The organism is Kribbella sp. NPDC049174, from assembly GCF_043197365.1.
Taxonomy (GTDB): domain Bacteria; phylum Actinomycetota; class Actinomycetes; order Propionibacteriales; family Kribbellaceae; genus Kribbella.
On the sequence record NZ_JBICSZ010000004.1, the window covers coordinates 68,623 to 93,616 of the forward strand.

Annotated in this window: 27 protein-coding genes; 12 read left to right on the plus strand and 15 right to left on the minus strand. The window is 68.7% G+C overall.

The window, feature by feature from the left end:
- The first annotated feature begins 38 nt into the window (after nucleotides 1-38).
- The 5 genes from ACGFIF_RS22340 to ACGFIF_RS22360 all read left to right on the plus strand — a co-directional run bounded on the left by ACGFIF_RS22340 (nucleotide 39) and on the right by ACGFIF_RS22360 (nucleotide 5,034).
- Nucleotides 39-1,553, plus strand: coding sequence for an amidohydrolase family protein (locus ACGFIF_RS22340; protein WP_393156915.1), 1,515 nt, complete (start codon nucleotides 39-41; stop codon nucleotides 1,551-1,553).
- Between the two features lie 168 nt (nucleotides 1,554-1,721).
- Nucleotides 1,722-2,450, plus strand: coding sequence for an amino acid ABC transporter ATP-binding protein (locus ACGFIF_RS22345; protein ID WP_393157654.1), 729 nt, complete (start codon nucleotides 1,722-1,724; stop codon nucleotides 2,448-2,450).
- 47 nt (nucleotides 2,451-2,497) lie between these two features.
- Nucleotides 2,498-3,424: a glutamate ABC transporter substrate-binding protein gene (locus ACGFIF_RS22350; RefSeq protein WP_393156916.1), complete on the plus strand. Its 927-nt coding sequence runs from the start codon at nucleotides 2,498-2,500 to the stop codon at nucleotides 3,422-3,424.
- Nucleotides 3,425-3,517: 93 nt separating this feature from the next.
- Nucleotides 3,518-4,165, plus strand: a complete 648-nt coding sequence (locus ACGFIF_RS22355) for an amino acid ABC transporter permease (RefSeq protein ID WP_393156917.1) — start codon at nucleotides 3,518-3,520, stop codon at nucleotides 4,163-4,165.
- Nucleotides 4,165-5,034, plus strand: coding sequence for an amino acid ABC transporter permease (locus ACGFIF_RS22360; RefSeq protein ID WP_393156918.1), 870 nt, complete (start codon nucleotides 4,165-4,167; stop codon nucleotides 5,032-5,034). Before ACGFIF_RS22355 ends, ACGFIF_RS22360 begins: the two co-directional genes overlap by 1 nt.
- 80 nt (nucleotides 5,035-5,114) lie before the next feature.
- On the opposite strand, the gene ACGFIF_RS22365 is transcribed toward ACGFIF_RS22360, so the two are convergent.
- Nucleotides 5,115-6,404, minus strand: a complete 1,290-nt coding sequence (locus tag ACGFIF_RS22365; RefSeq protein ID WP_393156921.1) for an aspartate aminotransferase family protein — start codon at nucleotides 6,402-6,404, stop codon at nucleotides 5,115-5,117.
- Between the two features lie 120 nt (nucleotides 6,405-6,524).
- On the opposite strand from ACGFIF_RS22365, the gene ACGFIF_RS22370 reads away from it, so the two are divergent.
- A complete protein-coding gene (locus ACGFIF_RS22370; RefSeq protein ID WP_393156922.1) occupies nucleotides 6,525-7,619 on the plus strand; it encodes an LOG family protein in 1,095 nt (364 codons plus the stop codon).
- Here ACGFIF_RS22370 and ACGFIF_RS22375 read toward each other — a convergent pair.
- Nucleotides 7,612-8,073, minus strand: a complete 462-nt coding sequence (locus tag ACGFIF_RS22375) for a GNAT family N-acetyltransferase (RefSeq protein ID WP_393156923.1) — start codon at nucleotides 8,071-8,073, stop codon at nucleotides 7,612-7,614. The two genes, ACGFIF_RS22370 and ACGFIF_RS22375, sit on opposite strands and share 8 nt — an antisense overlap.
- 39 nt (nucleotides 8,074-8,112) lie before the next feature.
- Between ACGFIF_RS22375 and ACGFIF_RS22380 the strand changes: the two genes are divergently transcribed.
- Nucleotides 8,113-8,817, plus strand: coding sequence for an alpha/beta fold hydrolase (locus tag ACGFIF_RS22380; RefSeq protein ID WP_393156926.1), 705 nt, complete (start codon nucleotides 8,113-8,115; stop codon nucleotides 8,815-8,817).
- Nucleotides 8,818-8,827: 10 nt separating this feature from the next.
- On the opposite strand, the gene ACGFIF_RS22385 is transcribed toward ACGFIF_RS22380, so the two are convergent.
- From ACGFIF_RS22385 to ACGFIF_RS22395, 3 genes are all read right to left on the minus strand, one after another.
- Nucleotides 8,828-9,076 (minus strand): DivIVA domain-containing protein, encoded by a 249-nt coding sequence (locus tag ACGFIF_RS22385; protein ID WP_393156927.1) that lies wholly within the window; start codon nucleotides 9,074-9,076, stop codon nucleotides 8,828-8,830.
- A complete protein-coding gene (gene rlmN / locus ACGFIF_RS22390) occupies nucleotides 9,073-10,194 on the minus strand; it encodes a 23S rRNA (adenine(2503)-C(2))-methyltransferase RlmN (protein ID WP_393156930.1) in 1,122 nt (373 codons plus the stop codon). The genes ACGFIF_RS22385 and rlmN overlap by 4 nt, the downstream gene beginning before the upstream one ends.
- Nucleotides 10,195-10,273: 79 nt before the next feature.
- Nucleotides 10,274-11,176: a LysR family transcriptional regulator gene (locus ACGFIF_RS22395; protein ID WP_393156932.1), complete on the minus strand. Its 903-nt coding sequence runs from the start codon at nucleotides 11,174-11,176 to the stop codon at nucleotides 10,274-10,276.
- Between the two features lie 71 nt (nucleotides 11,177-11,247).
- On the opposite strand from ACGFIF_RS22395, the gene ACGFIF_RS22400 reads away from it, so the two are divergent.
- Nucleotides 11,248-12,102: an oxidoreductase gene (locus ACGFIF_RS22400; RefSeq protein WP_393156934.1), complete on the plus strand. Its 855-nt coding sequence runs from the start codon at nucleotides 11,248-11,250 to the stop codon at nucleotides 12,100-12,102.
- Nucleotides 12,103-12,139: 37 nt separating this feature from the next.
- On the opposite strand, the gene ACGFIF_RS22405 is transcribed toward ACGFIF_RS22400, so the two are convergent.
- Both ACGFIF_RS22405 and ACGFIF_RS22410 read right to left on the minus strand, forming a co-directional pair.
- Entirely contained in the window at nucleotides 12,140-12,796 is a 657-nt protein-coding gene (locus ACGFIF_RS22405; RefSeq protein ID WP_393156937.1) for a C39 family peptidase, read from the minus strand.
- A 174-nt stretch (nucleotides 12,797-12,970) separates the two neighbouring features.
- The gene (locus tag ACGFIF_RS22410) at nucleotides 12,971-13,867 is read right to left on the minus strand and encodes an LLM class flavin-dependent oxidoreductase (RefSeq protein ID WP_393156938.1); all 897 of its coding nucleotides are present in this window, start codon (nucleotides 13,865-13,867) and stop codon (nucleotides 12,971-12,973) included.
- Nucleotides 13,868-13,928: 61 nt separating this feature from the next.
- On the opposite strand from ACGFIF_RS22410, the gene ACGFIF_RS22415 reads away from it, so the two are divergent.
- Nucleotides 13,929-14,333, plus strand: coding sequence for a MarR family winged helix-turn-helix transcriptional regulator (locus ACGFIF_RS22415; RefSeq protein WP_393156940.1), 405 nt, complete (start codon nucleotides 13,929-13,931; stop codon nucleotides 14,331-14,333).
- 28 nt (nucleotides 14,334-14,361) lie between these two features.
- Nucleotides 14,362-15,246, plus strand: coding sequence for an MsnO8 family LLM class oxidoreductase (locus ACGFIF_RS22420; protein WP_393156942.1), 885 nt, complete (start codon nucleotides 14,362-14,364; stop codon nucleotides 15,244-15,246).
- A gap of 115 nt (nucleotides 15,247-15,361) precedes the next feature.
- Here the strand turns inward: ACGFIF_RS22420 and ACGFIF_RS22425 are convergent, their stop codons facing one another.
- The 6 genes from ACGFIF_RS22425 to rpsB form a co-directional block, all read right to left on the minus strand.
- On the minus strand, nucleotides 15,362-15,949 hold the full coding sequence (locus tag ACGFIF_RS22425; protein WP_393156944.1) for a GNAT family N-acetyltransferase: 588 nt from the start codon (nucleotides 15,947-15,949) through the stop codon (nucleotides 15,362-15,364).
- 10 nt (nucleotides 15,950-15,959) lie between these two features.
- Complete coding sequence (locus ACGFIF_RS22430; RefSeq protein ID WP_393156947.1) at nucleotides 15,960-16,802, minus strand: phosphatidate cytidylyltransferase; 843 nt, start codon at nucleotides 16,800-16,802, stop codon at nucleotides 15,960-15,962.
- Nucleotides 16,802-17,356, minus strand: coding sequence for a ribosome recycling factor (frr, locus tag ACGFIF_RS22435; protein WP_199238482.1), 555 nt, complete (start codon nucleotides 17,354-17,356; stop codon nucleotides 16,802-16,804). The genes ACGFIF_RS22430 and frr overlap by 1 nt, the downstream gene beginning before the upstream one ends.
- A 216-nt stretch (nucleotides 17,357-17,572) precedes the next feature.
- Complete coding sequence (gene pyrH, locus ACGFIF_RS22440) at nucleotides 17,573-18,334, minus strand: UMP kinase (RefSeq protein WP_393156949.1); 762 nt, start codon at nucleotides 18,332-18,334, stop codon at nucleotides 17,573-17,575.
- A gap of 61 nt (nucleotides 18,335-18,395) precedes the next feature.
- The gene (tsf, locus tag ACGFIF_RS22445; RefSeq protein ID WP_393156950.1) at nucleotides 18,396-19,214 is read right to left on the minus strand and encodes a translation elongation factor Ts; all 819 of its coding nucleotides are present in this window, start codon (nucleotides 19,212-19,214) and stop codon (nucleotides 18,396-18,398) included.
- A gap of 284 nt (nucleotides 19,215-19,498) precedes the next feature.
- Nucleotides 19,499-20,467 carry a 30S ribosomal protein S2 gene (gene rpsB / locus ACGFIF_RS22450; protein WP_393156953.1) on the minus strand — a complete coding sequence of 323 codons (969 nt, stop codon included), beginning with the start codon at nucleotides 20,465-20,467 and terminating at the stop codon, nucleotides 19,499-19,501.
- Nucleotides 20,468-20,767: 300 nt separating this feature from the next.
- Between rpsB and ACGFIF_RS22455 the strand changes: the two genes are divergently transcribed.
- Nucleotides 20,768-21,667 carry a peptidoglycan DD-metalloendopeptidase family protein gene (locus tag ACGFIF_RS22455; protein ID WP_393156955.1) on the plus strand — a complete coding sequence of 300 codons (900 nt, stop codon included), beginning with the start codon at nucleotides 20,768-20,770 and terminating at the stop codon, nucleotides 21,665-21,667.
- A 68-nt stretch (nucleotides 21,668-21,735) separates the two neighbouring features.
- Here the strand turns inward: ACGFIF_RS22455 and ACGFIF_RS22460 are convergent, their stop codons facing one another.
- Together ACGFIF_RS22460 and ACGFIF_RS22465 are read right to left on the minus strand one after the other, a co-directional pair.
- The gene (locus ACGFIF_RS22460) at nucleotides 21,736-22,215 is read right to left on the minus strand and encodes an RrF2 family transcriptional regulator (RefSeq protein ID WP_393156958.1); all 480 of its coding nucleotides are present in this window, start codon (nucleotides 22,213-22,215) and stop codon (nucleotides 21,736-21,738) included.
- Nucleotides 22,216-22,300: 85 nt separating this feature from the next.
- Nucleotides 22,301-23,242 (minus strand): tyrosine recombinase XerC, encoded by a 942-nt coding sequence (locus ACGFIF_RS22465; RefSeq protein ID WP_393156959.1) that lies wholly within the window; start codon nucleotides 23,240-23,242, stop codon nucleotides 22,301-22,303.
- A gap of 136 nt (nucleotides 23,243-23,378) precedes the next feature.
- Between ACGFIF_RS22465 and ACGFIF_RS22470 the strand changes: the two genes are divergently transcribed.
- A complete protein-coding gene (locus tag ACGFIF_RS22470; RefSeq protein WP_393156961.1) occupies nucleotides 23,379-24,989 on the plus strand; it encodes an APC family permease in 1,611 nt (536 codons plus the stop codon).
- Nucleotides 24,990-24,994 lie beyond the last annotated feature (5 nt).

Sequence of the window (24,994 nt, forward strand, 5' to 3'; positions counted from 1 at the left end):
CCCTGACCCGCGCCGGCGCGACGAGAATAGTGAAGGGCATGAACAGTTCTCGTCGTCAGTTCCTCGCCCGTACCGCCGCCGGCGCCGCTGTCATCGCGGGAGGCTCGCTCACCGCCGCCCCGGCGCCGGCAGTCGCCGCGATCGGCCGGACCGCCATCACCGCGCTCACCAATGTCACTGTCATCGACGTCGCGACCGGCCGCCGCGACCGCCACCAGACCGTCCTGATCAGCGGCGACCGGATCATCGGCGTCGGCCGCAACCTCCCGGTCCCGCGTGGTGCCGTCGAGCTCGACCTGGCCGGGAAGTTCGTCATCCCCGGCCTGGCCGACATGCACGTCCACAGCCTCGGCGACGAGCGGGTCTCTCCCCCGCTGTACCTCGCGAACGGAATCACCACGATCCGCGAGATGGCCGGCACGAATCCGGCCTTGTACGACTGGCGCGACCGGATCGAGGCCGGCACCCTGCTCGGACCCCGGATGGTGGTCGCGAGCAACATCATCGACGGCGACCCCACCCTGTGGGACCCGAACCTGATCCAGGTCATCGTGGTCGACGACGAGCCGTCCGCGCGGGCCGCCGTACGGCGGCTCAAGGCCGAGGGGGCCGACTTCGTCAAGGTCTACTCGCGCCTGAGCCCCGCGTCGTACGCCGCGATCCTCGACGAGGCCCGCAAGAACGGGCTGACCGTCCACGGCCACGGGCCTGACCAGCTCACCTCGAAAGAGGTCAGTAACGCCGGACAGCGCAGCATCGAGCACATCCACTCGCTCGGCCTCGCCGTCTCCACCCGGGAGGCCGAGGTACGGCGGATGGTCCGCGACATCACCGTGACAGCCGGCGACTACAACGCCTGGTTCCGGCAACTGCACCCGATCGAGTGGATCGCGGCGAACACCTTCAGCCGGGCCCGGGCCGCGGACGTGTTCGGAACGCTGCGACGCAACCGAACCCGGGTCACGCCGACGCTCACCATGCACACCGTGCTCGACCAGCCGGACTACGCGGCCCTCGATCCCGCGCTGGCGAAGTACCTGAGCGCCGATGCAGTCTTCAGCTACGACTACGCGCTCAACAACCTCTACAGGCCCAACCGCCCGGCCGAGGAGATCGCCCGCCAGCACCAGATGTGGGCGTGGCGGCAACGATTCGTCGCCGAACTGTTCGCCCACGACGTCCCGATCCTGGCCGGCACCGACACCGGGACGCCGTACTCGGTCCCCGGATTCGCCCTGCACGACGAGCTCGAGCACCTCGTCGGCGCCGGTGCGACACCACGCCAGGCCCTGTACGCCGCCACCGTCGAGCCGGCCCGGTTCCTCGGTCTGCGGGCGAACCTCGGCTCGGTCGAACCCCGGAAGATCGCGGATCTCGTCGTTCTGGACGCGGATCCGTTGACCGACATCCGCAACACCCGCCGGATCCACACCGTGATCACCCGCGGCCGGGTGATCTCACCGGCCGCGCGGCAGCGGATGCTCGCCGACGTGGAGGCAGCGGTGAAAGAGCCTCCCACCGCGGCCACGATCGCCCCCGGCGGTTGCTGCTGAGGCAGCTTCGAGCAGGCTGTGACCGGGTGGTCACAGCCTGCTCAGCTATATTGCAGATCGTTACCACCGTGGAACCGACCAGCGCTGCGACGGAACCCAAGCCTCCGCTAGGTTCTGGCCATGAGCGATTCCGGAACCCTGACGCCGGACACCAGCAAGGCGGCCGGTCTGGTCGCCCTGACCGGCGTCAACAAACATTTCGGTGACCTGCACGTCCTGAAGGACATCAACCTGTCCATCGACAAGGGCGAGGTCGTCGTGGTGATCGGCCCGTCCGGGTCCGGCAAGTCGACGCTCTGCCGCGCGATCAACCGGCTGGAACCGATCGACGAGGGCACCATCATGCTGGACGGCCAGCCGCTGCCGAGCGAGGGCAAGGCCCTGGCGAAGCTGCGGGCCGATGTCGGCATGGTGTTCCAGTCGTTCAACCTGTTCGCGCACAAGACGATCCTGCAGAACGTCACGCTCGGTCCGTGCAAGGTCCGCAAGACGGACCCGAAGGCGGCCGAGCAGCGGGCGATGGAACTGCTGGAGCGGGTGGGGGTGGCCAACCAGGCCTCGAAGTACCCGGCTCAGCTGTCCGGCGGCCAGCAACAGCGCGTCGCGATCGCGCGGGCGCTGGCGATGGACCCGAAGGTCATCCTCTTCGACGAGCCCACCTCGGCGCTCGACCCGGAGATGATCCAGGAGGTCCTCGAGGTGATGATCGACCTGGCCAAGCAGGGAATGACGATGGTCGTGGTCACGCACGAGATGGGCTTCGCCCGCACCGCCGCGAACCGGGTGGTGTTCATGGCCGACGGCGAGATCGTCGAGGAGGCCACTCCGGAGACCTTCTTCACCAACCCGACCTCGCGGCGTGCCCAGGACTTCCTCGGCAAGATCCTGAAGCACTGACGTCCGCCCGCTGCCGTACCAGCAACCACACGAAGGGGAACCAGATCATGAGAATGCGCAACCTCGTCGCCAGCCTCGGCGTCGCGGCGCTCGCGCTGACCGTCGCCTCCTGCGGGTCCGACGAGCCCGACGCCGCCGGTGGCAACGGCGGCAACGCGGCGTCCGACGCCTGCGGCGAACTGCACAAGTTCGACACCGCGGCCGCGGCCGATGTGGCCGGCAGCGCCACCTACACCAAGATCAAGACCCGTGGGAACCCGGTCGTCGGCGTCAAGGCCGACCAGCCGAACCTCGGCTACAAGGATGCCGACGGCAAGCGCTGCGGCTTCGACATCGAGGTCGCCCGGATGGTCGCGGCCAACCTGGGCTTCGACCCGGAGAAGATCGAGTACAAGGAGATCCCGTCGGCGAACCGGGAGACCGCGCTGGCCGGTGGTGAGATCGACTACTACGTCGGCACCTACTCGATCACCGACAAGCGCAAGACCCAGGTCGGCTTCGCCGGCCCGTACTTCATCGCCGGCCAGGACCTGCTGGTCCGCAAGGCCGACACCTCGATGGACGCCGGCAAGACCGCGCTGAAGGGCAAGAAGGTCTGCTCGGCGACCGGCTCGACCCCGATCCAGCGGGTCAAGGACGAGCAGCTCACCGAGACGAGCAACATCTCCGAGTTCAAGACGTACTCCGAGTGTGTCTCGCAGTTGCTGGACAGCAAGGTCGACGCCGTCACCACCGACGACGCGATCCTCAAGGGCTACGCGGCGACCGCACCCGACGAGCTGCGCGTGGTCGGCAAGCCGTTCAGCACCGAGAAGTACGGCATCGGCCTGCCGCTGGCCGACAAGGCGCTGCGCGACAAGGTGAACACCATCCTGGAGACGTCGGCCACCGACGGCACCTGGAAGGCGATCTACGACGAGACGCTCGGCAAGTCGGGTTCGGACTCGACGCCGCCGCCGCTCGAGAAGTACTGATCCACTCCGGCCGCGGCGTCCTGACGGGCGTCGCGGCCGGCCTGCGCTCCGCTCGTCGGGGATTGCGCTCCACTCTTTTTCTGGAAGGTCGCGATGCTCTCGGTCCTCACCGACAACTGGGAACTGTTCGTCGACGGTTTCTGGACCACGCTCAGGCTGTTCCTGATCGCCGCGGTGCTGAGCCTGGTGCTCGGCACGATCCTGGCCGGATTCCGGGTCTCCCCGGTCCCGGCGCTGCGCGCCGTCGGCACCGGCTACGTGAACGTGTTGCGGAACACCCCGCTGACCCTGGTGTTCGCGTTCCTCGTCTTCGGTGCCCCGAAGATGCAGATCTCGCTGCCGGACTTCTTCTGGTCCGCGGTGGTCGCCCTGACGGTCTACACCGCGGCGTTCGTCTGCGAGATCGTCCGGTCCGGTATCAACACGATCCCGGCCGGCCAGGCCGAGGCGGCCCGCTCGGTCGGGATGACGTTCATGCAGGTGCTGGGCATCGTCGTACTCCCGCAGGCCTTCCGGGCGATCGTGCCGCCGCTGACCAGCGTGATGATCGCGCTGCTGAAGAACACCACGATCGCGGCCGGTTTCTCCGTCGCGGAGGCCGGTGCGATCCCGGCGGTGATGGCCGAACGCGGTGAGAACCAGATCGCCACGCTGGTCTGGATCACCGTCGGCTTCCTGATCCTGATCATTCCCCTGGTCTTCCTGCAGCGGTGGGCCGAGCGACGGACGGCGGTGGCCTGATGAGTGCGGTCCTGTACGACGTACCCGGCCCGCGGGCGAAGGCACGCAACCGGATCCTCAACGCGATCGTCATCGTCGGTCTGCTGGCCGTCATCGGCTGGGTGATCTACCGGCTGAACGAGAGCGGGCAGTTCGCCGAGCGACGCTGGATCCAGTTCACCTACTCGTCGATCCAGCAGGAACTGCTGAACGGCCTGCTCAACACGCTCAAGGCGGCCGGTCTGGCCACGGTGCTCGCGCTCATCTTCGGTGCCGTGTTCGCGGCAGCCCGGATCAGCGACCACTGGTGGTTCCGGGCGCCGGCGACACTGGTCGTCGAGCTGTTCCGGGCCATCCCGCTGCTGATCCTGATGTTCTTCTTCTACTACGGCAACCTGCAGTTCGACCTCGGCTTCGGCCCGTTCTGGGCGGTCGTGTTCGGATTGACGCTGTACAACGGCTCCGTGCTGGCGGAGATCTTCCGGGCCGGTATCGCCGCCGTACCGAAGGGTCAGCGTGAAGCGGCGTACGCGACCGGTCTGCGCAAGAACCAGGTGGTCCGGCTGATCCTGTTGCCGCAGGCCATCACCTCGATGCTGCCGGCCATCGTCAGCCAGCTCGTCGTGCTGCTGAAGGACACCGCGCTCGGCTTCATCATCACCTACGCCGAACTGCTGTACGTCGGCAAGCAGATGGGCGGCCGGCTGCAGTACGGCTTCCCGTACATCCCGACGTACATCGTCATCGCGGTCATCTACATCGGCCTCTGCTCGCTGCTGTCGATCCTGGCCCGCTACCTCGAAGGCCGCTCCCGCCGGCAGCGCAAGGTGCGGGGAACTCCCCCACCCTCAGCCGCCGAAGCCGCCACCTCAGCAGAAGCTCCGCTGTAACCACCACGATGCGGAAGGCCCCGATCCCAGCGATCGGGGCCTTTCTGTCTCCCGACCTGCCTTTCAGCTCTGACTGAAAGTCAGCGCAGCGTGTTGAAGGAGTCTCGGATGATCTCCAGGGCTTCGGTGGTTTCGGCCTCGGTCAGGGTCATCGGTGGGGCCATCCGCAGGACGTTGCCGTAGAGGCCGCCCTTGCCGACCAGCAGGCCGCGATTCTTCGTCTCCTGCTGGAGCCTTGCGGTGGTGGCCGCGTCGGGGCTGTTGTCCTCGGGTTTGACGATCTCGGTTGCCAGCATCAGGCCCTTGCCGCGGACGTCGCCGAGCTCAGGGAACTCCTCGGAGATCCCGCGCAGCCCGTCAGCCAGCTGGGCACCGCGTTTGGCCGCGTTCGCTTGCAGGTCGTGGTCGAGCAGGTAGTCGATGGTCGCCTTCGCCGCACTGGTGGAGATCGGGTTGCCGCCGAAGGTGGACAGCGAGTTCGCACTCAAGCTGTCCATCAGGTCCGGTTTGGCGACCACGCCGCCGATCGCGAACCCGTTGCCCAGGCCCTTGGCGAACGTCATCGCGTCCGGCACCACGTCGTGCGCCTGGATCCCCCAGAAGTGCTCACCGGTCCGGCCCCAGCCGGTCTGCACCTCGTCGGCGATCAGGAGAATCCCGTACTCGTCGAGCACCTGCTTGAAGGCGCCGTACAGGCCGTCCGGCGGTGAGGAGAATCCGCCGACGCCCTGGATCGGCTCGACGATCAGGCAGGCGACATCGCCCGCGGTGGTGGTCTCGATGACGTTGCGCAGGTCGTCGACGCAGACCTTGATGTAGTCGGCGTCGGGCAGGTCGCGGAACGGGCTGCGGTACCGGTACGCACCCTGCACGTACTGCACGTTCACCGGTGACAGGCTGCTGGCGGACCAGCCGCGGTTCCCCGTGATCGCGACCGTGCCGAAACCGCGGCCGTGGTACGAGTTGCGCATCGCCAGCACCTGGTTGGAGCGGCGGTTCTGGGTGGCGAGCATCATCGCCGCCTCGTTCGCCTCGGTGCCGGAGTTGGCGAAGAACACCTTGGCGTCCGGGATGCCGGACAGCTCCGCGATCTGCTCGGCCAGCTCGATCTGCTTGCGGATCAGGTACACCGTCGAGGTGTGCGCGATCCCGGTGGCCAGTTGCTCGCGCACAGCGTCGGAGATCTCCGCGATGTCGTAGCCGATCGCGTTGGTCAGGATGCCGGCGAAGAAGTCGAGGTAGGTGTTCCCCTCGCCGTCCGTGACCCGCCGCCCGGATCCTTGGACGATCTCGATCGGCTCCTCGTAGTACAACGCGAGCCAGTCCGGCATGACGGCCTTGTGACGCTCCCAGAGCTCCGCATGTGTCATGCCCCAAGGATTACCTCATCACCGGCCCTCCTCATAGCGGAGGTCGATGAAATGCCGGGAGAATGCCGGTTCGGTTCCAGGTGAGTTCCGGGTGCGTTCCGGCCCGTTAGGGTGCTGCTCGTGACACTGCCGAGCATTCCGCACGTCGACGTCGAGTCGCTGACCCATTTCGACCGGATCGTGGCCGCCGGGGCCGCCTCGATGGAGGGCTGGCGGGTGCAGTCCGTCGACCTGTCCGGCCGGACCGCGGAACTCCTCGGCCTGGACCCGCGGGGCTCCCTGTTCCTCGGCTGCGCCCTGGAGGAGAAGGCCGAGGCCTGGATCCGCGACGGCGGCGGGCTCGTCTTCCCGGCCATCCCGTCGCTGCCCTTCGATGCCTACCGCGGCACGCTGTACGACGCCGAGGAGCTCTACGCCGGCCTCGAGCACGGGTACGACGCCACCCCGGACGCGCAGATCTACGCGTGGTCCCGGCAGCACGACGAGAAGGGCGACACCAGCCGCACCCTCGCGTCGGCCCTGCACGACCACGCCATCGCCGACGCGCTCACGGAGCTCCCTGACGGCGAGCCATGGATCGGCGTGATGGGCGGCCACGGGATCGCTCGTGGCAGTACGGCGTACCGCTCCGCTGTGCTCCTCGGTCGCACTCTCGCCCGGGCCGGTCGCACCGTCGTCACCGGCGGCGGTCCGGGCGCGATGGAGGCCGCCAACCTGGGTGCTTCACTGTCCGGGTACGACGATTCCGTCGTCGACACGGTCCTGTCCACGCTGACCGCCGTACCTTCGTTTCGTCCGTCCGTGGCGGCGTGGGCGGCCGCGGGTCTCGGCGTACGGCGTGCGTTCCCCGGCGACGGTGGAGTGTCGATCCCGACCTGGTTCTACGGTCACGAGCCGCCGAACGTGTTCGCGTCGTCGATCGCGAAGTACTTCTCCAACGCCCAGCGTGAGGACGTCCTACTGAGTCGTGCCCGCGGCGGCATCCTCTACCTCCCCGGCGCGGCCGGCACGGTCCAGGAGATCTTCCAGGCCGTCACCCCCAACTACTACGGCGACCAGGCCACCCAGACTCCCCTGATCCTCGTCGACGTCCACCACTGGACCGTCAAACTCCCGGTCTGGCCACTCCTGCAGTCCCTGGCCGCAGAACGCCCGATGGCAACCTCCGTCCGCCTCGTCAACACCATCGAAGAAGCCGCCGCGCTGGTCAGCTGAGGACTCTGGTGAGCCGTACGTCCTCCTCCTGGAAGCCGAGGCTGCGGTAGAACCTGCGCGCTGGAGTGTTGGCAGCTCCGGTCTCCAGCGTGACGCGGTCGATGCCGAGCCGGCCGGCGTGCTCACTCACCGCGTCGACCAGCGCCCGGCCGACTCCCTTCCGCTCCCACTCGACGTCCACGACCAGTTCCCCGACGTACAGGTCCACCTGTCCGGTCCAATGCGTCCGCTGCTCCCCCGCCGCAAACCCCGCCACCTGCCCGTCAGCCGCGGCGACGAAGACGAAGCGGGCCGGCTCGCCGGCTCGTTTGAGTGCATCCTCGACCCAGCCGACAGCGGCCCGTCGAACCCGCTCGGCCGGGCGCCACTCCGCAACACCCTCGGCGAGCCGCGGCGCGAGCGCCAGCACCGCCTCACGATCCGTCTCGTCGTACCGCCGTACCTCGATGCGCATGATCACAGTTTGTCGGTGGGGTGGTTTACGGTGCGCGGCATGGTGGATTTTGTGTTGGTGCCGGGGGCTTGGCTGGGTGCGTGGGCGTGGGACGAGGTGGCCGAGGTGCTGCGGGCTGAGGGGCATGGGGTGTACGCCGTGACGCTGCCCGGGCTCGCGGAGCGTCATGACTCGGAGTCGGCTCAGGTCGGTCAGCAGCAGCATGTCGACGACATCGTGTCGGTGGTCGAGGGCAACGATCTGCGCGACGTCGTGCTCGCCGGGCACAGCTACTCCGGGATCCCGGTCGGTCAGGCGGCGGCGCGGATCGGTGACCGGCTGTCGCGGGTGGTGTACGTCGACTCGAACATCCCGACCGACGGGAAGTCGTTCATCGACGGGTGGTCGGACGAAGGGCGTGCCTGGGTCGAGGGGCAGCTGGCGGAGTCGGGTGGCTTCTGGCCGCCACTCGTTGCCGAGGACTACGCGGACCAGGACCTGTCGGACGAGGCGATCGCCGTGATCGTCAGCCGCAGTACGCCGCATCCCGGGCGAGCCATCTCGGAGCCAGCCGCCCTGGTCCGCCCGATCGGGGAGCTCCCAACCACCTACATCAAGTGCCTGATGGACGGAGCCGTGCCATCCCGCGATGTCGCCGAGCAACTCGAGTCACCCAACTGGGAGCTGGTCGAGCTGCCGACCGGCCATTGGCCGATGTTCTCGCAGCCATCCGCGCTGGCGAAGATCTTCACCGGGCTGGCCTGACCGACTGTGGTCAGCGGCCGTTGAGCCAGCCGACGGCCAGGTCCAGGAAGCGGTCGACCTCGTCCACGTCGTAGCCCCCGCGGAACCGGGAGCTACTGAACGCCACGTTGCGGACCTCGTCGGACGTCACCGGGCTGTCCACCGGACGCCCGTCGAGGGTCGCGAGCAGCCGTACGACGAACCGGTCGACCTCGGCGACGTCGTACCCCGGGCGCCAGCGAACCCGCGTGAACTGCGCGGGCGCCTCCGGCACCGTCATGCTCTGTCGGCCGCGGCCAGCTGACCGCAGGCGCCGTCGATCTCCTGACCGCGGGTGTCGCGGACGGTGGTCGGGATGCCGCCGGCCTGCAGGCGGCGGACGAACTCACGCTCGTCGGCCGGGTCCGACGCGGTCCACTTGGAGCCGGGCGTCGGGTTGAGCGGGATCAGGTTGACATGCACCCAGCCCCAGTCGCCACGCGCCGCCAGCTTCTCGGCCAGCAGGTCCGCGCGCCAGGCGTGGTCGTTGATGTCGCGGATCATCGCGTACTCGATCGAGACCCGGCGCTTGGTCTGCTGCGCGTACGCCCAGGCCGCGTCGAGCACCTCGTCGACCTTCCAGCGGTTGTTGATCGGCACGAGTTCGTCACGCAGCTCGTCGTCCGGGGCGTGCAGCGACAGCGCGAGCGTGACCGGGATCCCCTCGGTGGCGAGCTGGTTCATCCGCGGCACCAGGCCGACGGTCGACACGGTGACGCCGCGGGCGGAGATGCCGAGGCCCTCCGGCGACGGGTCCGTGAACCGCCGGACGGCGCCGATCACGGCCTTGTAGTTCGCCATCGGCTCGCCCATGCCCATGAACACGATGTTGCTGACCCGGCCGGGGCCGCCGGCGATCTCACCGCGGGACAGCGCCCGGGCACCGTCGACGACCTGCTCGACGATCTCGGCCGTGGTCATGTTGCGGGTCAGCCCGGCCTGGCCGGTCGCGCAGAACGGGCACGCCATCCCGCACCCCGCCTGCGAGGAGACACACATCGTGGTGCGGTCCGTGTACCGCATCAGGACGGACTCGACCAGCGAGCCGTCGAGCAGCTTCCACAGGGTTTTACGGGTCTGGCCCTTGTCGCACTCCAGGTCGCGCACCCGGGTCAGCAGCGGCGGCATCAGGTCCGCGACCAGCTTGTCCCGCGTGGCGGCCGGCAGATCGGTCATCTCGGCGGGGTCGGAGACCAGCCGGGAGAAGTAGTGGTTCGACAGCTGTTTGGCCCGGAACGCGGGCTCCCCCAGCGCGGCGACCGCCGTACGCCGCTCCTCCCCGGACAGGTCGGCCAGATGCCGCGGCGGCTTCTTGGCACGGCGCGGCTCATCGAAAACAAGTGGGAGGGAGGTAGTCATAACCGCCCTATTGTCGCCCGCCGCCTTCTCCATTCACAAATTCACTTCCTGCGCACGGGCCGTGTCCCGCGTCACTGCCCTAGCCGGTGGTGGTGATCGCACCGGCTTCGGCCAGCTCCGCCACCACCGCCCGGATGGCCGGCAGGACCGGCGAGGTGTTGCCCGGCAGCCAGACCATCTGCGTCGACACCGTCTGCCCGGCCAGCGGCACGAACACCACCCCGGTACGCCGGAGGCTCTGCGCGGACCGGGCCAGCTTGGTCACCCCGACCCCGGCGGCGACCATCCCGAGCAGCACTTGGATGCTCGGGTCGCGGTGCACCACGTTCGGCTCGAACCCGGCGGCGCGGAACTCCTCGTCGTACACCTCGTGCCAGGGCTGCCACGAGCTGCGCGGCGTGAGGAGCCACGGGTCATCGGCCAGCTCGGCCAGGTTCAGCTCGGTCCGGCCGGCCAGCGGATGCCCCTCGGGCAGGACGGCGCAGACTTCCTCGGTGACCAGCGTCCGGGTCGCGAGTCCGTCGACCAGCGGCGGCCGGGAGAAGGCGACGTCGTACCAGCCGTTGGTGATGCCTTCGACGAGCCGGCCGATCGTGGTCTCCTCGGTCGCCAGCTGGAGATCGGGTAGGCGTTCGCGGACGGCCCGGACCACCGGTGGCAGCAGATAGTGCGCCGTCGTCGCCAGGAACGCCAGCCTGAGGTGGCCGGTCTCGCCGCGGACCGCCCGGCCGACGACGGTCATGGCCGCATCCGCCCGCGCCAGCACGGCTTGTGCCTCGGGAAGGAAGACCCTGCCAACCTCGGTCAGCGAAGTCCCCCGGCTGTCGCGGTCGAACAGCTTCGCGCCGACCATGCGCTCCAGCAGCGTGATCTGCTGCGACAGCGACTGCTGCGCGATCGTCAGCCGCGCGGCGGCCCGGGTGAAGCTCGACTCCTCCGCCACCGCGACGAAGTACCGCAGTTGGCGAAGCTCAGGGGTCACAGGCTCAGGCTACTGCCGCGCCAGGTAGCCGATGTTGGTCCCGGGCCGGGGTCCCGACGAAGACTCGAAGCGTGAACAACGCACACGAAAACCACAACGAACCAGGCCGGGTCTGGCTGATCACCGGCTGCTCCACCGGCTTCGGACGAGAGCTCGTCCTGGCCGCACTGGCCGCCGGTGACCAGGTGATGGCCACCGCTCGCCGACCCGAGACTCTGGCCGACTTGGCCGAGCTGGGCGACGGCCGGGTCAGTACGGCCGCGCTGGATGTCACCGACCCCGCCTCGATCGAGGCCGCGGTCCAGGCGACGGTGGCGGTCTTCGGCCGGATCGATGTCCTGGTCAACAACGCCGGCTCGATGGTGATGGGAGCCATCGAGGAGGTGTCGATGGCGGAGCTGCGCGAGCAGTTCGATGTCGTCTTCTTCGGCGCCGCCGAGGTGACCAAGGCCGTCCTGCCGCTGTTCCACGCAAAGGGCTCGGGCACGATCGTGCAGATGAGCTCACTGGGTGGGCTGAAGACGTATCCAGGGTACGGCGCGTACAACTCGGCGAAGCACGCCCTGGAAGGACTGTCCGAGGCGCTGGCCACCGAGGTCGCGCCCCTCGGCATCCGCGTCCTGCTGGTGGAACCTGGCGCGTTCCGGACCGAGTTCAACCGCAACAAGCGAACGACTGCTGAGCTGGACATCTACCGGGAGACAGCAGGCGCCACCCGACTGGCCACCAAGGAGCTGCTGGGCTCCGAGCCGAACGACCCGGTCAAGGGTGTCGCAGCGATCATGAAGGCACTGGACAGCGACAAGCCGCCGCTGCGCCTCCTGCTCGGCAATGACGCGGTCGACGGACTCCGCGAGCACCATGAGGCGCTCCTGGCCGAGGTGACTGAGTGGGAGCAACTCAGCCGGTCCACCGCGGTCGAGTGACGGGCCGGAGTACGGCGTACCCCGGCCCGCTGGGCGATCAGGCCGAGTAGCCCTTCGGTGGGATCAAGGTGGCGAGCTGGTTGAAGGTCAGCCAGTATGTCGCCGTCGGGGCGAAGCCGGCCGGGTCGGCGATCAGGACGGTCATGTCGCTGGTGTCGTAGCCGATCACGGTGAAGTAGTGCCAGATCGTGTAGTTCGGATAGCCCGGCGGGTGGTTGTTGGCGGGGGCAACGATGTTGGCGACGATCGGGTAGTTGTTGTCGATGTCGAGGACGACGTCACGCCAGAGCAGGTCGCGCTGGGCCTGGGTGGGCGGGTCGTTCGGCATCTCCTTGGTCTCGTACCAGCCGGTGCCGAGGTGGTTGTTGAGCACCCGCGTCACCTGCCCGATCCAGTCGGTGCCGTTCTCGTCGGTCGGCAACTCGTTGGCCAGCTGCTGCTGGCTCGGCGGCGAGATCCGCGCCGACAACGCGATCCGCGTCGCCGCCGGGCCGCACCAGTAGCCGGTCTGCTGGTACTGGAAGTCGATGTTCAGGGTCCGCACGCCCTGCGCCGAGTAGCCGAGCGTCGGCACCGGCTTGGCCGCCGCCGCGGCCTGAGCCTGTACGGCGCTCGGCGACCCGACTGTGCTGGCACTGGGCTCGACTGCTGTGGCGCTGGGAGCGGCTGCTGCGGCGCTGGATGCCAGCGGCACCGTGGTCGCGGCGATCAGGGGCGAGACCGCTGACAGCGGCCTTGAGTCTCGTCGTCGTGCGCTCCTGGATCCTCATGTCACTCCTCGGACTCACTGGATGACCGGGCGTAGTCGCCTGTATCCAGTTTCCACCTGACGCCGGAGCTTGGTGAAAAACTCACCAACCCTTTCCACTCAGATCGAAGGGTGAATGATCTCGTCACGGAGCCAGCGAGCGGCGTGATCCGGGTACGGCCGCGGCAGCGACAGCACAATGTGGTCGAAGCCCAGCGCGACAGCCCGGCGGACGACGGACCGGGTGGCAGCCGGGTCGTCGTACGAGACGATCTGCTGGAGTGAGCGGCTGATCTCGCCCGGATCGCGGCCGATCCGGGCGCACTCCGCGTCCAGGCGCCGGACTCGATCCGCGAGGAAGTCGAGGTCGTTGTGGGGCGGACCGCTGATGTTCCAGATGTCGGCGGTCTCGGCGATCAGGCCCATCATCCGGTTGCCCCAGCCGCCGATCAGCAGCGGCGGGCCGGGGCGCTGGATCGGCTTCGGCTCGTTCCGGTTCGCCTCGAGGGTGTAGTAGCGGCCGTGGTAGTCGAAGACGTCCTGGGTCCACATGCCGCGCAGGATCTCGATGGTCTCACGCAGTCGGTCGACGCCTTCGCGCGGCGGAACCAGGGTCAGCCCGTACGCCGCATGCTCCGCGACGGCCGGGTTGTCGCCCGGGATCCCGCCTGCGCCGGGCGGCTGATGGGTGCCGCCGGCACCGAGCCCCATGACCAGGCGCCCGCCCGAGATGACGTCGAGCGTGCTGGCGATCTTGCCGAGCACCGCCGGCGGTCGGATGCGGTTGCTCGTCACCAGCAGTCCGACACGCAGACGGGAGGTCTGGGCGGCGAGCGCGCTGAGCAGCGTCCAGCCCTCCAGGACCGGGCCGTCCTTCGGACCGACGAGCGGCAGGAAATGGTCCCACAGCCAGGCGTCGCGGAACTCGGGGATCTCGTCCGCCTCCAGCCAGACGCGCTGGATATCGGCGTACGGGACATGCATCGGGGTGGTCTTCAGACCGAAGGTGGGTGGCATAATCGTCAGCATAGCTGATGATCAGCTCTCCTGAAGATCAGTCTCCCGGTAGATTCTGCCCATGATGTCCGACCGGCTGGGTTATCTGCTCAAACACGTGCAGGCGCGGCTGACCGAGGAACAGGCCAAGGCACTGGAGCCGTTCGGTATCACCGGCCGCGACCTCGCGGTGCTGTCCACGGTCGCGTCGGAGGAGCCGCTCTCCCAGTTGGAAGTGGCGGCCCGGCTGGGCGTCGACCGCACCTCCATCGGCGACCTGCTCGACACGCTGGAGGAACGCGGCCTGGTCGAACGCCGTCGCAGCCCGGAGGACCGCCGCCGCAACATCGTCGCCCTCACCCCGCACGGCGAGGACACCCTGGAGAAGGCCGAGCAGGTCCGCATCAAGGTCGAGCAAGCCTTCCTCGCTCCCCTGACCTCCAGCAATCGCTTCCGCGACGATCTCCGCCGACTGCTCGGGGAATGAGGCTTTCGGGGCAGCGGTTGGACTGGATATGTCTGCGCTGACCGGTGTTCCGTTGTCTGTGCTCGACCGCTCGAGGACTCGGGTTGGTGAGTCAGAGGCGGAGACGCTGCGGCAGACAGTCGCGTTGGCCCAGCGGGTGGAAGAGCTTGGCTACAAGCGTTTCTGGGTGTCTGAGCACCACAGCGTCCCCGGAGTGGTCGGCTCGGCGCCGACTGTGCTGGCCGCGGCTGTCGCGGCCGGCACCAGCCGGATCCGGGTCGGCACCGGCGGTGTGATGCTGCCGAACCACCGGCCGCTGGTGGTGGCTGAGCAGTTCGGCGTACTCGAGTCACTCTTCCCCGGCCGCATCGACATGGGTCTGGGCCGCTCGGTCGGCTTCACCAACGGCATCCGTCGCGCACTCGGCGTCGAGAAGGACGCGGCAGAGGACTTCGCCGCACAGGTCCGGGAACTCCTCGGGTACTTCGACGGCACGCAGCAGAACCACCCACAGGTCCACGCCCGCCCCGGCGAAGGCCTGCGCGTCCCACCCTTCATCCTCGCTGTAGGAGAAGGCGCACTCCTTGCAGCCTCACTGGGCCTCCCCCTGGTCATCGCCGGCGTCAAAGCCGAGTCAGATCTCCTGCAGTTGCTGGACCGTTACCGCACCGAGTTCCAGCCGTCCACGTGGGCTCCGAGGCCGTACGTCGTACTCGCAACTACTGCTGCGGTCGCAGCAACCACTGATGAGGCTCGACGGCTCCTACTGCCTGAAGCGTGGTCCACCGCCTACTCCCGCACCCGTGGCGTGTTCCCACCGCTGGAGCCGGCACAGCAACGGGACATGACCGAGAAGGAGCGCGGGTTCTTCGAACAGTCCCTCCGCGGCCAGATCTACGGCACTCCGGAGGAGGTCGACGCCGCATTGGGCTGACTGGTACGCCGTACCGCGGCAGACGAAGTGTTGCTCACGACAAGCACCTACGACCGCTCGGACCTGATCAACTCGTACGCCGCCCTCGCCGAACTGGCCGGCACCCGCAGCACCGTCAGCTGAGCCGGTCCTCGAGCCGCTTGCGGACCTCCGGCCACTCGTCGGCCAGGATCGAGAACACCACGGTGTCGCGGAACGAGCCGTCCGCGAGCCGCTTGTGCCGGCGCAGTACGCCCTCTCGCGTCGCGCCCAGCTTCGCGATCGCCGCCTGGGACCGGGTGTTCGCCGTACCGGTCTGGATCTTCACCCGGCCGAAGCCACAGTCCTCGAACGCGTGCTGCAGCAGCAGGAACTTGCACTCGGGGTTGACCGCGGTCCCCCACACCGACGGCGCGTACCCGGTCCAGCCCAGGTGCACCGACTCGTTGCCGAGGTCCACATCTCCGAGGCTCGTCGTACCGACGACGGTGCCGTCGGCAACCAGCCGGACCACGTACGCCACTCGCTGGGCGGACGACCCGATCCACTGCTCGGCCATCTCCGCCGCGTCGGCGGGCAGCCCGGCGATGCCGCCGCCGAACCCGGACGCGTACACCTGCTCGTTCGCGATCGCGTCGTACAGCGGCTCGATGTCGGCGGCAACGAGACGGTCCAGCCGGACGACATCGCCGACCAGCGGCCGGCCGTCGGGAGCAACGGTCATCAGGTCCTCATCAGACGAGTAGGTGCAACAACAGCCACACAGCCGGAGCCGTGGCCAGCAAGGAGTCCAGCCGGTCCATCACGCCGCCGTGACCGGGCAGCAGGTTGGACATGTCCTTGATGCCGAGGTCGCGCTTGATCATCGACTCGCCGAGATCGCCCACGGTCGCGGTGCAGACAGCGACCGCGCCGATGATCGCGCCGGCCCACCAGTGCCCGTCCAGCAGCCAGACGACCGCACCGATTCCGGCGCCGATACAGCCGAGCGTCGAGCCCGCGAAGCCCTCCCAGGACTTCTTCGGGCTGATCGTCGGCGCCATCGGATGCTTACCGAACAGCACACCGGCCGCGTACCCGCCGACATCACTGGCGACCACGACCAGGAAGAACGTCACCACCCGCTGCGGACCGTCCGCCTCCGGCTGGACCAGCAGGATCGCGAACCCGGCCAGCAGCGGGACGTAGCCGATCAGGAACACCCCGGCGCTGGTGTCGCGGACGAACCCGACCGAACCGCCCGGCATCCGCCAGAAGATCGTCGCCAGCACCGTGACCGCCATCGCGACCAGCAGCGCCATCGGTCCACCGAAGTACGCCGCCACCAGCATGGCCGCCGTACCGACGAAGAGCGGGACCCGCGGAATGACCGCGCCGCCTGTCCGCAGGGCCTTGATCATCTCGTCGACGGCGAGCAGCACGACGGCCAGCACCAGGACGGTGAACAGGACCTTCTGCCAGAACAGCGATCCGAGGATCAGCGCGCCGAGACCGACACCGACCGCGATCGCCGCCGGCAGGTTGCGGCCGGCGCGGCTCGGGCTGGGACTCGGCGCGGGCGTGCTCTCGACGCCCATCACACCTCGAGCAGTTCGGCTTCCTTGTGCTTGAGCAGCTCGTCGATCGAGTCGACGTACTTCTTCGTCAACCCGTCGAGCCGCTTCTCAGCACTCTTCCCCTCGTCCTCACCCGCGTCGCCGTCCTTGACGGTCTTGTGCACCTGATCCATCGCGTGCCGGCGGATGTTGCGCATCGAGACCTTGGCCTCCTCGGCCTTGGTCTTGGCGACCTTGATGTACTCCTTGCGCCGCTCCTCGGTCAGCTGCGGCATCACCACCCGGATCACCGCGCCGTCGTTGCCCGGGTTGACGCCCAGGTCGGAGTCGCGGATCGCCTTCTCGATCGCCGCCATCGCACCCTTGTCGTACGGCGAGATCAGCACGGTCCGGGGCTCGGGCACCTGGAAACCGGCCAGCTGCTGCAGCGGCGTCGGGCTGCCGTAGTAGTCGGCCAGCAGGCTCGCGAACATCTGCGGGTGGGCCCGGCCGGTGCGGATCGCGGCGAAGTCGTCCTTCGCGACCTCCACGGCCTTCGCCATCTTCTGCTCGGCTTCGCGGAGAGCTTCGTCGATCACGACATTCCTCGCTTCCTCAGGGCCGCCTCGGCGCGGCCACTCCAAACCTGCGAACACAGGAACCCTACGAACGCAGGTCTACCAGACCACGGGCGTCACCGCCCGTGTCGAACGATCCTAGTGCTTGTCCCCGGCCGGGCCGATCCCGGTCCTCGGGTACGACGGCCCGCCCCGGCTCACCCGGCGTGTCGCGGGCCGTACGGCGTACCCGGACTACTGCCCCGGGGAGACGACCGTGCCGATCTTCTCGCCGCTGACGACCCGGGCGATGTTGCCCTCCTCGAGGCCGAAGATGACGATCGGCAGCGCGTTGTCCCGGGCCAGGCTGATCGCGGTGGCGTCGGCCACCCGCAGGCCCCGGGCCAGGAAGTCGTCGTACGAGAGCTGGTCGAACTTCACCGCGTCCGGGTTCTTCTTCGGGTCGGAGTCGTACACCCCGTCCACACCCTGCTTGCCCATCAGCAGCGCCTCGGCGCCGATCTCCAGGGCCCGCTGCGCGGCGACCGTGTCGGTGGAGAAGTACGGCATACCGGAACCGGCGCCGAAGATCACCACGCGGCCCTTCTCCAGGTGCCGCTCGGCCTTGCGCGGGATGTACGGCTCGGCGACCTGCCCCATCGTGATCGCGGTCTGCACCCGGGTCTCGATACCGAGCTTCTCCAGGAAGTCCTGCAGGGCCAGGCAGTTCATCACGGTGCCGAGCATGCCCATGTAGTCGGCCCGGTTGCGCTCCATCCCGCGCTGCTGCAGTTCCGCGCCGCGGAAGAAGTTGCCGCCGCCGACCACCACGGCGACCTGGACACCGGACCGGGCCACGTCGGCGATCTGCTTGGCGATCGAGTTCACCACGTCGGGGTCGACGCCGAGCTTGCCGCCGCCGAACACCTCACCCGACAGCTTGAGCAGCACCCGGTGATAGGCCGGGAGATGCGGCGAAGAGGCCGGACTCGTCTCGGTACCCAGGGCTTCCGTCACGATTCCGGCCTCCTCGTCGATGATGCTGCGTTCGCTGTCGGCTGTCAGTCCTTGCCTGCGATCAGGCGCCGACCTCGAAGCGGGCGAACCGCTTCACGGTCACGCCGGCCTCGTCCAGCACGGCCTTCACGGTCTTCTTGCTCTCCTGGACCGACGGCTGCTCGAGCAGCACGACCTCCTTGAAGAAGCCGTTCACCCGGCCCTCGACGATCTTCGGCAGGGCCTGCTCCGGCTTGCCCTCCTCGCGGGCGGTCGCCTCGGCGATCCGCTTCTCGCTCTCGACAGTCTCGGCCGGGATCTCGTCGCGGGTGGTGTACAGCGGGCGCATCGCGGCGGCCTGCATGGCAGCACCGCGGGCGGCGTCCACGTTGTCGCCCTCGAACTCGACCAGTACGCCGACCTGCGCCGGCAGGTCCGCGGCACGCTTGTGCATGTACGCGGCGACCTTGCCGTCGAAGACGGCCACCTTGCCGAGCTCGAGCTTCTCGCCGATGACAGCGGCCAGGGCCTCGATGTTCTCGGCGACGCTCTTGCCGTCGGCCAGCTTCTCGCTCAGCAGGCCCTCGACGTCGCCCACCTTGCTCGCGGCGGCGTGCGCGACGATGTCGGCGGCCAGCTGCTGGAACTGCTCGTTCTTGGCGACGAAGTCGGTCTCGCAGTTGAGCTGGACCAGCGCGTTCTCCGCCGCGGCCACCAGGCCGTTGGTGGCGGAGCGCTCGGCGCCACGCTTGGCGGCCTTGGCCGCGCCCTTGATGCGCAGCTCCTCGATCGCCTTCTCGAAGTCGCCGTCGGTCGCCTCGAGCGCCTTCTTCGCGTCCATCATGCCCGCGCCGGTGGCGTCGCGGAGCTTCTTCACGTCAGCGGCGGTGTAGTTCGCCATTCCTCGTTCTCTCGTCTTGTCGGTGCGGCTGGATGGGCGGCCTGCTGGATTCGGCGGGTTTCCGCGGGAGTCCGCGGTGCCCACTCGGCCTGGTGCTTTGGGGCCTGGTGCCTGGGCTGATGCCTTGGGCCTGGTGCTTCGGCCTTAGGGCTTCGGCCCTGGTGCCTTGGGCCCGTGCTTTGGGCCCGGGGCTCACGGCCCGGTGCTTGCGGCCGGTGCTTGGGGCCCGGTGCTTGGGCCTTGGGTGGTGCCGCCCGGCCTGGGCCGGGCGGCACTCAGGGCTGTCAGGCCTCGTCGGCCTTCGGGGCCTCGTCAGCCTTCGGGGCGTCCTCGGCCTTGGGGGTCTCGTCGACCTTCGGAGCCTCTTCGGCCTTCGGGGCCTCGGCGGCCGGGGTCTCCTCGGCCTTGACCTCGGTGGCCTCCGCGGCCGGGGCCTCGGCGGTCTTCGCCTCGGTCGCCTTCGCCTCGGTGGTGCCGTTCTGGCTCTCCAGCAGCTCCCGCTCCCAGGCAGCCAGCGGCTCCTCGGCGCCCAGCTCCTCGCCGGCCGCGGCAGCGCCCTGGCCACCACGCGACATCAGACCGTCGGCGACGGCGTCGGCGACCACGCGGGTCAGCAGGCCGACCGAGCGGATCGCGTCGTCGTTGCCCGGGATCGGGAAGTCGACCTCGTCCGGGTCGCAGTTGGTGTCCAGGATGCCGATGATCGGCAGCTTCAGCTTGCGCGCCTCGTCGACCGCGAGGTGCTCCTTCTTGGTGTCCACGATCCACACGGCGGCCGGAACCCGGGCCATGTCGCGGATACCGCCGAGGGTCTTCAGCAGCTTGTCGTGCTCGCGCCGCTTCTGCAGCAGCTCCTTCTTCGTGACGCCGGAGGCGGCCACGTCGTCGAAGTCGATGAGCTCGAGCTCCTTGAGCCGCTGGAGCCGCTTGTTCACGGTCTGGAAGTTGGTGAGCATGCCGCCCAGCCAGCGCTGGTTCACGTACGGCATGCCGACCCGCGTCGCCTGCTCGGCGATCGCTTCCTGGGCCTGCTTCTTGGTACCGACGAACAGGATCGCGCCGCCGGAGGCGACGGTGCTCCGGACGAACTCGTAGGCGCGGTCGATGTACGACAGCGACTGCTGCAGGTCGATGATGTAGATGCCGTTGCGCTCGGTGAGGATGTAGCGCTTCATCTTCGGGTTCCAGCGCCGGGTCTGGTGCCCGAAGTGCACGCCGCTCTCGAGCAGCTGCTTCATGGTCACGACGGCCATGAGGTGTTTCCTCCTGTCGCGCCGTGGCCGGGCTACCCGGTCCGATCGGCGCTGTCTCGGTTGTCCCGCGCCGGACCGGGTGGTCCGCCGCGCCTGACGCCCGGTGTGCGCACCCATCCCGGCGTGAACCGGGACCGAGGGGAACGCACAGGTATGCGGGCGTGCGAAGTCGTCCCACTCGCATGGGACGCCACCGGAAGTGTACGGGACCACCCCACCCCGAAGCGAACCGGCCCCCACTTGTCCACAGCCCCCCAACTCACCCTCCGCAACCCCCCACCCCCACGGCATCTTCCAACCATGAACCCATTCCATTTCCTCCTCACCACCCTCCCCGTCGCCGCCCTCCCCCTAGCCGCACCCAACCCACCCCTCCCAACCACAGCCGCCCCACCCCTGGCCGCCCTGACCGCACCACGCCTCACTCCCGCGCCTGCGCCACCGCGCACCGCCCTGGCCGCGCCAGCCGTCGCACCCGCCGCGGCAATCCCGCCCCCACTCACCCAACCGCAAGCGGCCACCTGGCCCCTGCACCCAAGACCTCGAGTCGTGCGCGGCTTCGACCTCCCCGCCAAGCCCTGGCTCCCCGGCCACCGCGGCGTCGACCTGTCCGGCTCCCCCGGCCAGCCCGTCCTCGCCGCCACCTCCGGCACGATCACGTACGCCGGCCAACTCGCAGGCCGAGGCGTAGTCGTCATCTCCACCGGCCCACACCGCACCACCTACGAGCCAGTCGTCCCCTCAATGACCGTCGGCTCCGCCGTCACCCCGCGAACAGTCATCGGCTACCTCTCCGCCGCCGGCTCCCACTGCGCACCCGAAACCTGCCTCCACTGGGGCCTAATCCAGGGCAAGCAGTACCTCAACCCCCTCACCCTCCTCCCCAACCGCCCAGTCCGCCTACTCCCCCTCGCCCATTCCCGAGACACCCAAGCCAACCCACCACCCGATGCCGACCAACCCGGCGCAGCACCACCGCGTGCAGCCCTCGCCGACTCGCACCCACCGGGTGCAGAACCACCCGGCAACGACGCGCCAGGCGCAGGATCACCCGTCTGGGATACCTCGGGCTCAGGCGCGCCCCAACCTCGCGCCCTCGCCAACGCGTCGCCCGCGACAGGCGAACGAACAGCCGCAGCCGTCGTCGCCACCACGGCAGCCCTGACCCTCGCAGCCGGCCTGCTGATCAGACGGCACTAGGCGGACAGGTGACCCGCCAGGTGACCTTCACCCAGCGACCACAGCCGATCGCCACCAGCCAGCAGCTGTCAGCTGCCGGGGACGCGGGCCTGCCACGCGTCTTCGTCCCGAGACCGCCGTTCGACACCGGCCGGAAGCTTGCCCTTGGCGAGGTCGATCAGCGTGGTGTGCTCAAGCACATCCCGCAGACTCGCGCGGGCCGCGATCCAGACACGCTGCAGCACGACAGCGCGCTCGTTGTACGCGACGCTCTCGGGCCGTACGCCGGAGATGCTCACGATCGGCCCGTCGACCGCACGCATCACGTCGGCGACGGAGATCTCGTTCGGATCGACGGCCAGCTTCCACCCGCCGGACTGCCCGCGCTGGCTCGCCAGCACGCCCGCGCGCCGGAGGTCGGCCAGGATCCCCTGCAGGAAGCCGTGCGGAATCCCCTGCGCGCGGCTGAGCTCCTCGGCCGACACGACCGAGGGGTCGTTGGCCACCCAGCGCTGAGTGATCTCGATCAGCGCCCGCAACGCATAGTCAGACTTCGCCGAAACCCGCATGCCCCGCAGTCTGCCGCATTCCCCCACCACTGCGCCGCATCCCACCACCGACACACACCTCGAGCGGGCCGGCGGCGAGCGAACCTCAAGCTCGCGGATGCGCCTGTTCGTAGGCCCGCCGCAGCCGATCGGAGGAGATGTGGGTGTAGATCTGCGTCGTCGCCAGCGACGCGTGACCGAGGAGTTCCTGCACACTGCGGAGGTCGGCGCCACCCTCCAGCAGATGGGTTGCGGCCGTGTGGCGGAGCCCGTGCGGCGACAGGTCCGGCGCGTCGACGACCCCGATCCGCTCGTGCACAAGGCGCCGTACCGCACGCTGATCGATCCGGCCGCCGCGAGCTCCGAGGAACACCGCAGGACCACTCCCCGACCGGGCCAACTGTGGCCGCGCCTCGTCCAGCCAGCGGCGCAGCGCGTCCGAGGCCGGCACGCCGTACGGGACCGACCGTTCCTTGCGACCCTTGCCGAACACGCGGACCACCCGCCGCGACGGGTCGATGTCGTCGACGTCGAGTGCGCAGAGTTCGCCGACGCGGATGCCGGTCGCGTAGAGCAGTTCCATGATGGCCAGATCGCGCAGACCGATCGGACTGCCGTCGTCGGCCGCAACGGCCGCCGCATCCAGCACCGCTCGCGTATCGGCCTGTCCCAGTACGCCGGGCAGGCTCTTGTGCGGCCGTGGACTCGCCAGCAGTGCGCCGGGATCCGCGCTGATCCGCCCGGTCCGCTGCGCCCACGCGGTGAAGACACGCGCGGCGGTCGCCCGGCGCGACATCGTGCTCCGCGACTTCCCGAGGCTCTGCTGTTTGGCCAGCCAGGAACGCAGACCGCGGATGTCCAGGCCCTCGAGATCATCGTGACCAAGCCGAATCAAATGTTCGACTAAATCCGCGACGTCTCCAAGGTACGCTCTGACCGAATGTCTGCTGAGGTCCCTCTCCGCCGTCAGATGCCTTTCGTAGTCAGTCAGTAACACTGTGAAACCTTCCGGCCAGGAAGGATTCGTACCGACTTCGTCCGGCGCCATGCCTCGACCATGCGGGAGCGGACCCGGCATCGCAAGCCACCGCGCGGGGGCCGATGAGAGGAGGTCTGGTCGATAGCCCGACGGTCGACTACTGTTCGGCCCGATTGCCCTAGTAGCAACGGAGGCACCCCTGACCATGGCCCCCTCAGCGAACGGACAGACCGTAGGCCGGCGCCTGCCGGTCGAGTCGGCGTTCACTCGAGTCGAGGACGCACGGCACCGTCTGCCGCGCTTGTTCGGTCGTCGCGACCTGGTCGTACTCGGCCTAGGCGTGATGATCGGGTCCGGCATCTTCAGCATCAGCGGCAACCAGGCGGCCAAGGTCGCCGGTCCTGCCGTGATCCTGTCGTTCGTCATCGCGGCGATCGTGTGTGTGCTGGCCGCGGCCTGTTACGCCGAACTGTCGTCCACCATCCCGGTCTCGGGTAGCGCTTACACCTTCAGCTATGTGACGTTCGGCGAGATGTGGGCCTGGCTGGTCGGCTGGGCGCTGGTGCTGGAACTGGTCACCGCCGCCGCGATCGTCGCGCGCGTCTGGTCGGCGTACTTCCTGGCCACCCTGGACGGATTCGGCGTGACGCTGCCCGCCAATATCGCCCAGTTCTTCGGGCCCGACGCCAAGGTCAACCTGGTCGCGCCGCTGCTGCTGCTGGTCCTGACCGCGATGATCGTCACCGGCACGAAGCTGTCGGCCCGGGTGTTGACCGTCGTGGTGATCGCGAAGGTCGCCGTGATCCTGCTGGTCGTGGTCGTCGGTGCGATGCACATCGACACGGCCAACTACCAGCCGTTCGTGCCGATGGCCAGAGCCGCGCCCGCGACGGCCAGTCCGACCTTGCTCGGCTGGATCCTCGACTCGTCGTTCGGCTCGTTCGGCATGATGGGCATCTTCACCGCGGCCAGCTCGATCGTGTTCGCCTACATCGGCTTCGACCTGATCGCGACCGCGTCGGAGGACGCCCGCAGCCCGCGCAAGACGGTCCCGCAGGGCATGCTGCTCGGCGTCGGCGCCGTCACGATCCTGTACATCGCGATGGCAGTCGTACTGGTCGGCATGCGCCCGTACGGCGAACTGGGCGGCAGCGCACCGGTCTCGGAAGCGCTCGCCGCGGTCGGGGTGGGTTGGGCCGCGAAGGTGGTCAACCTGGGTGCCTTGCTCGCGTTGATGACCGTGATCATGGTTGTGCTGATCGCGCAGAGCCGTGTGCTGTTCAACATGGGTCGTGACGGTCTGCTGCCGAAGAGCCTCGGCCGAGTCAGCCGCGTGTACTCCTCCCCCGCGCGCGCTGCCGCCGCGGCCGGGTTCGCCGCGCTGGTCCTGACGCTGTATCCGAAGGTGCTCGAGCTGGAGGAGCTGCTGGTCATCGGCGCGCTGTTCTGCTTCGCCTTCTGTGCGATCGGCGTACTCACCCTGCGCCGATCGGAGCCGAACCTCGAGCGTGGGTTCCGGGTGCCGATGGTGCCGCTGATCCCGCTGCTGTCGCTGGGCGCGACGCTGTGGCTGATGCTCAACCTGAAAACGAGCACCTGGACCAAGTTCGGCATCTGGATGGTCGTCGGGCTGCTGATCTACGGCCTGTACGGGCGTTGGCACAGCCGGCTGGCGAACGAGGACAGCTGGGACTTCGACATCGGCGACACCGACCCTGGGACCGGCGGGCTGCAGGCGATCCGGCCGGAGAGCGAACTGCGCGCGGTCCGTACGCCGCCGCAGAAGCCGACCCGCGGTAAACACATGCGCAGCTGACCGGG

What these genes read in the sequence shown, in the direction of transcription:
- ACGFIF_RS22430 (WP_393156947.1), bottom strand. Translation starts at nt 16,802, where the DNA reads ATGGGCGTCGAGAGCACGCCCGCGCCGAGTCCCAGCCCGAGCCGCGCC.
- ACGFIF_RS22350 (WP_393156916.1), top strand. Translation starts at nt 2,498, where the DNA reads ATGAGAATGCGCAACCTCGTCGCCAGCCTCGGCGTCGCGGCGCTCGCG.
- ACGFIF_RS22380 (WP_393156926.1), top strand. Translation starts at nt 8,113, where the DNA reads ATGGTGGATTTTGTGTTGGTGCCGGGGGCTTGGCTGGGTGCGTGGGCG.
- ACGFIF_RS22425 (WP_393156944.1), bottom strand. Translation starts at nt 15,949, where the DNA reads ATGACCGTTGCTCCCGACGGCCGGCCGCTGGTCGGCGATGTCGTCCGG.
- tsf (WP_393156950.1), bottom strand. Translation starts at nt 19,214, where the DNA reads ATGGCGAACTACACCGCCGCTGACGTGAAGAAGCTCCGCGACGCCACC.
- ACGFIF_RS22410 (WP_393156938.1), bottom strand. Translation starts at nt 13,867, where the DNA reads ATGCCACCCACCTTCGGTCTGAAGACCACCCCGATGCATGTCCCGTAC.
- rlmN (WP_393156930.1), bottom strand. Translation starts at nt 10,194, where the DNA reads ATGACTACCTCCCTCCCACTTGTTTTCGATGAGCCGCGCCGTGCCAAG.
- ACGFIF_RS22340 (WP_393156915.1), top strand. Translation starts at nt 39, where the DNA reads ATGAACAGTTCTCGTCGTCAGTTCCTCGCCCGTACCGCCGCCGGCGCC.
- ACGFIF_RS22455 (WP_393156955.1), top strand. Translation starts at nt 20,768, where the DNA reads ATGAACCCATTCCATTTCCTCCTCACCACCCTCCCCGTCGCCGCCCTC.
- ACGFIF_RS22365 (WP_393156921.1), bottom strand. Translation starts at nt 6,404, where the DNA reads ATGACACATGCGGAGCTCTGGGAGCGTCACAAGGCCGTCATGCCGGAC.
- ACGFIF_RS22360 (WP_393156918.1), top strand. Translation starts at nt 4,165, where the DNA reads ATGAGTGCGGTCCTGTACGACGTACCCGGCCCGCGGGCGAAGGCACGC.
- ACGFIF_RS22375 (WP_393156923.1), bottom strand. Translation starts at nt 8,073, where the DNA reads ATGCGCATCGAGGTACGGCGGTACGACGAGACGGATCGTGAGGCGGTG.
- ACGFIF_RS22470 (WP_393156961.1), top strand. Translation starts at nt 23,379, where the DNA reads ATGGCCCCCTCAGCGAACGGACAGACCGTAGGCCGGCGCCTGCCGGTC.
- ACGFIF_RS22415 (WP_393156940.1), top strand. Translation starts at nt 13,929, where the DNA reads ATGATGTCCGACCGGCTGGGTTATCTGCTCAAACACGTGCAGGCGCGG.
- ACGFIF_RS22385 (WP_393156927.1), bottom strand. Translation starts at nt 9,076, where the DNA reads ATGACGGTGCCGGAGGCGCCCGCGCAGTTCACGCGGGTTCGCTGGCGC.
- ACGFIF_RS22420 (WP_393156942.1), top strand. Translation starts at nt 14,362, where the DNA reads ATGTCTGCGCTGACCGGTGTTCCGTTGTCTGTGCTCGACCGCTCGAGG.
- rpsB (WP_393156953.1), bottom strand. Translation starts at nt 20,467, where the DNA reads ATGGCCGTCGTGACCATGAAGCAGCTGCTCGAGAGCGGCGTGCACTTC.
- ACGFIF_RS22465 (WP_393156959.1), bottom strand. Translation starts at nt 23,242, where the DNA reads ATGGCGCCGGACGAAGTCGGTACGAATCCTTCCTGGCCGGAAGGTTTC.
- ACGFIF_RS22460 (WP_393156958.1), bottom strand. Translation starts at nt 22,215, where the DNA reads ATGCGGGTTTCGGCGAAGTCTGACTATGCGTTGCGGGCGCTGATCGAG.
- ACGFIF_RS22355 (WP_393156917.1), top strand. Translation starts at nt 3,518, where the DNA reads ATGCTCTCGGTCCTCACCGACAACTGGGAACTGTTCGTCGACGGTTTC.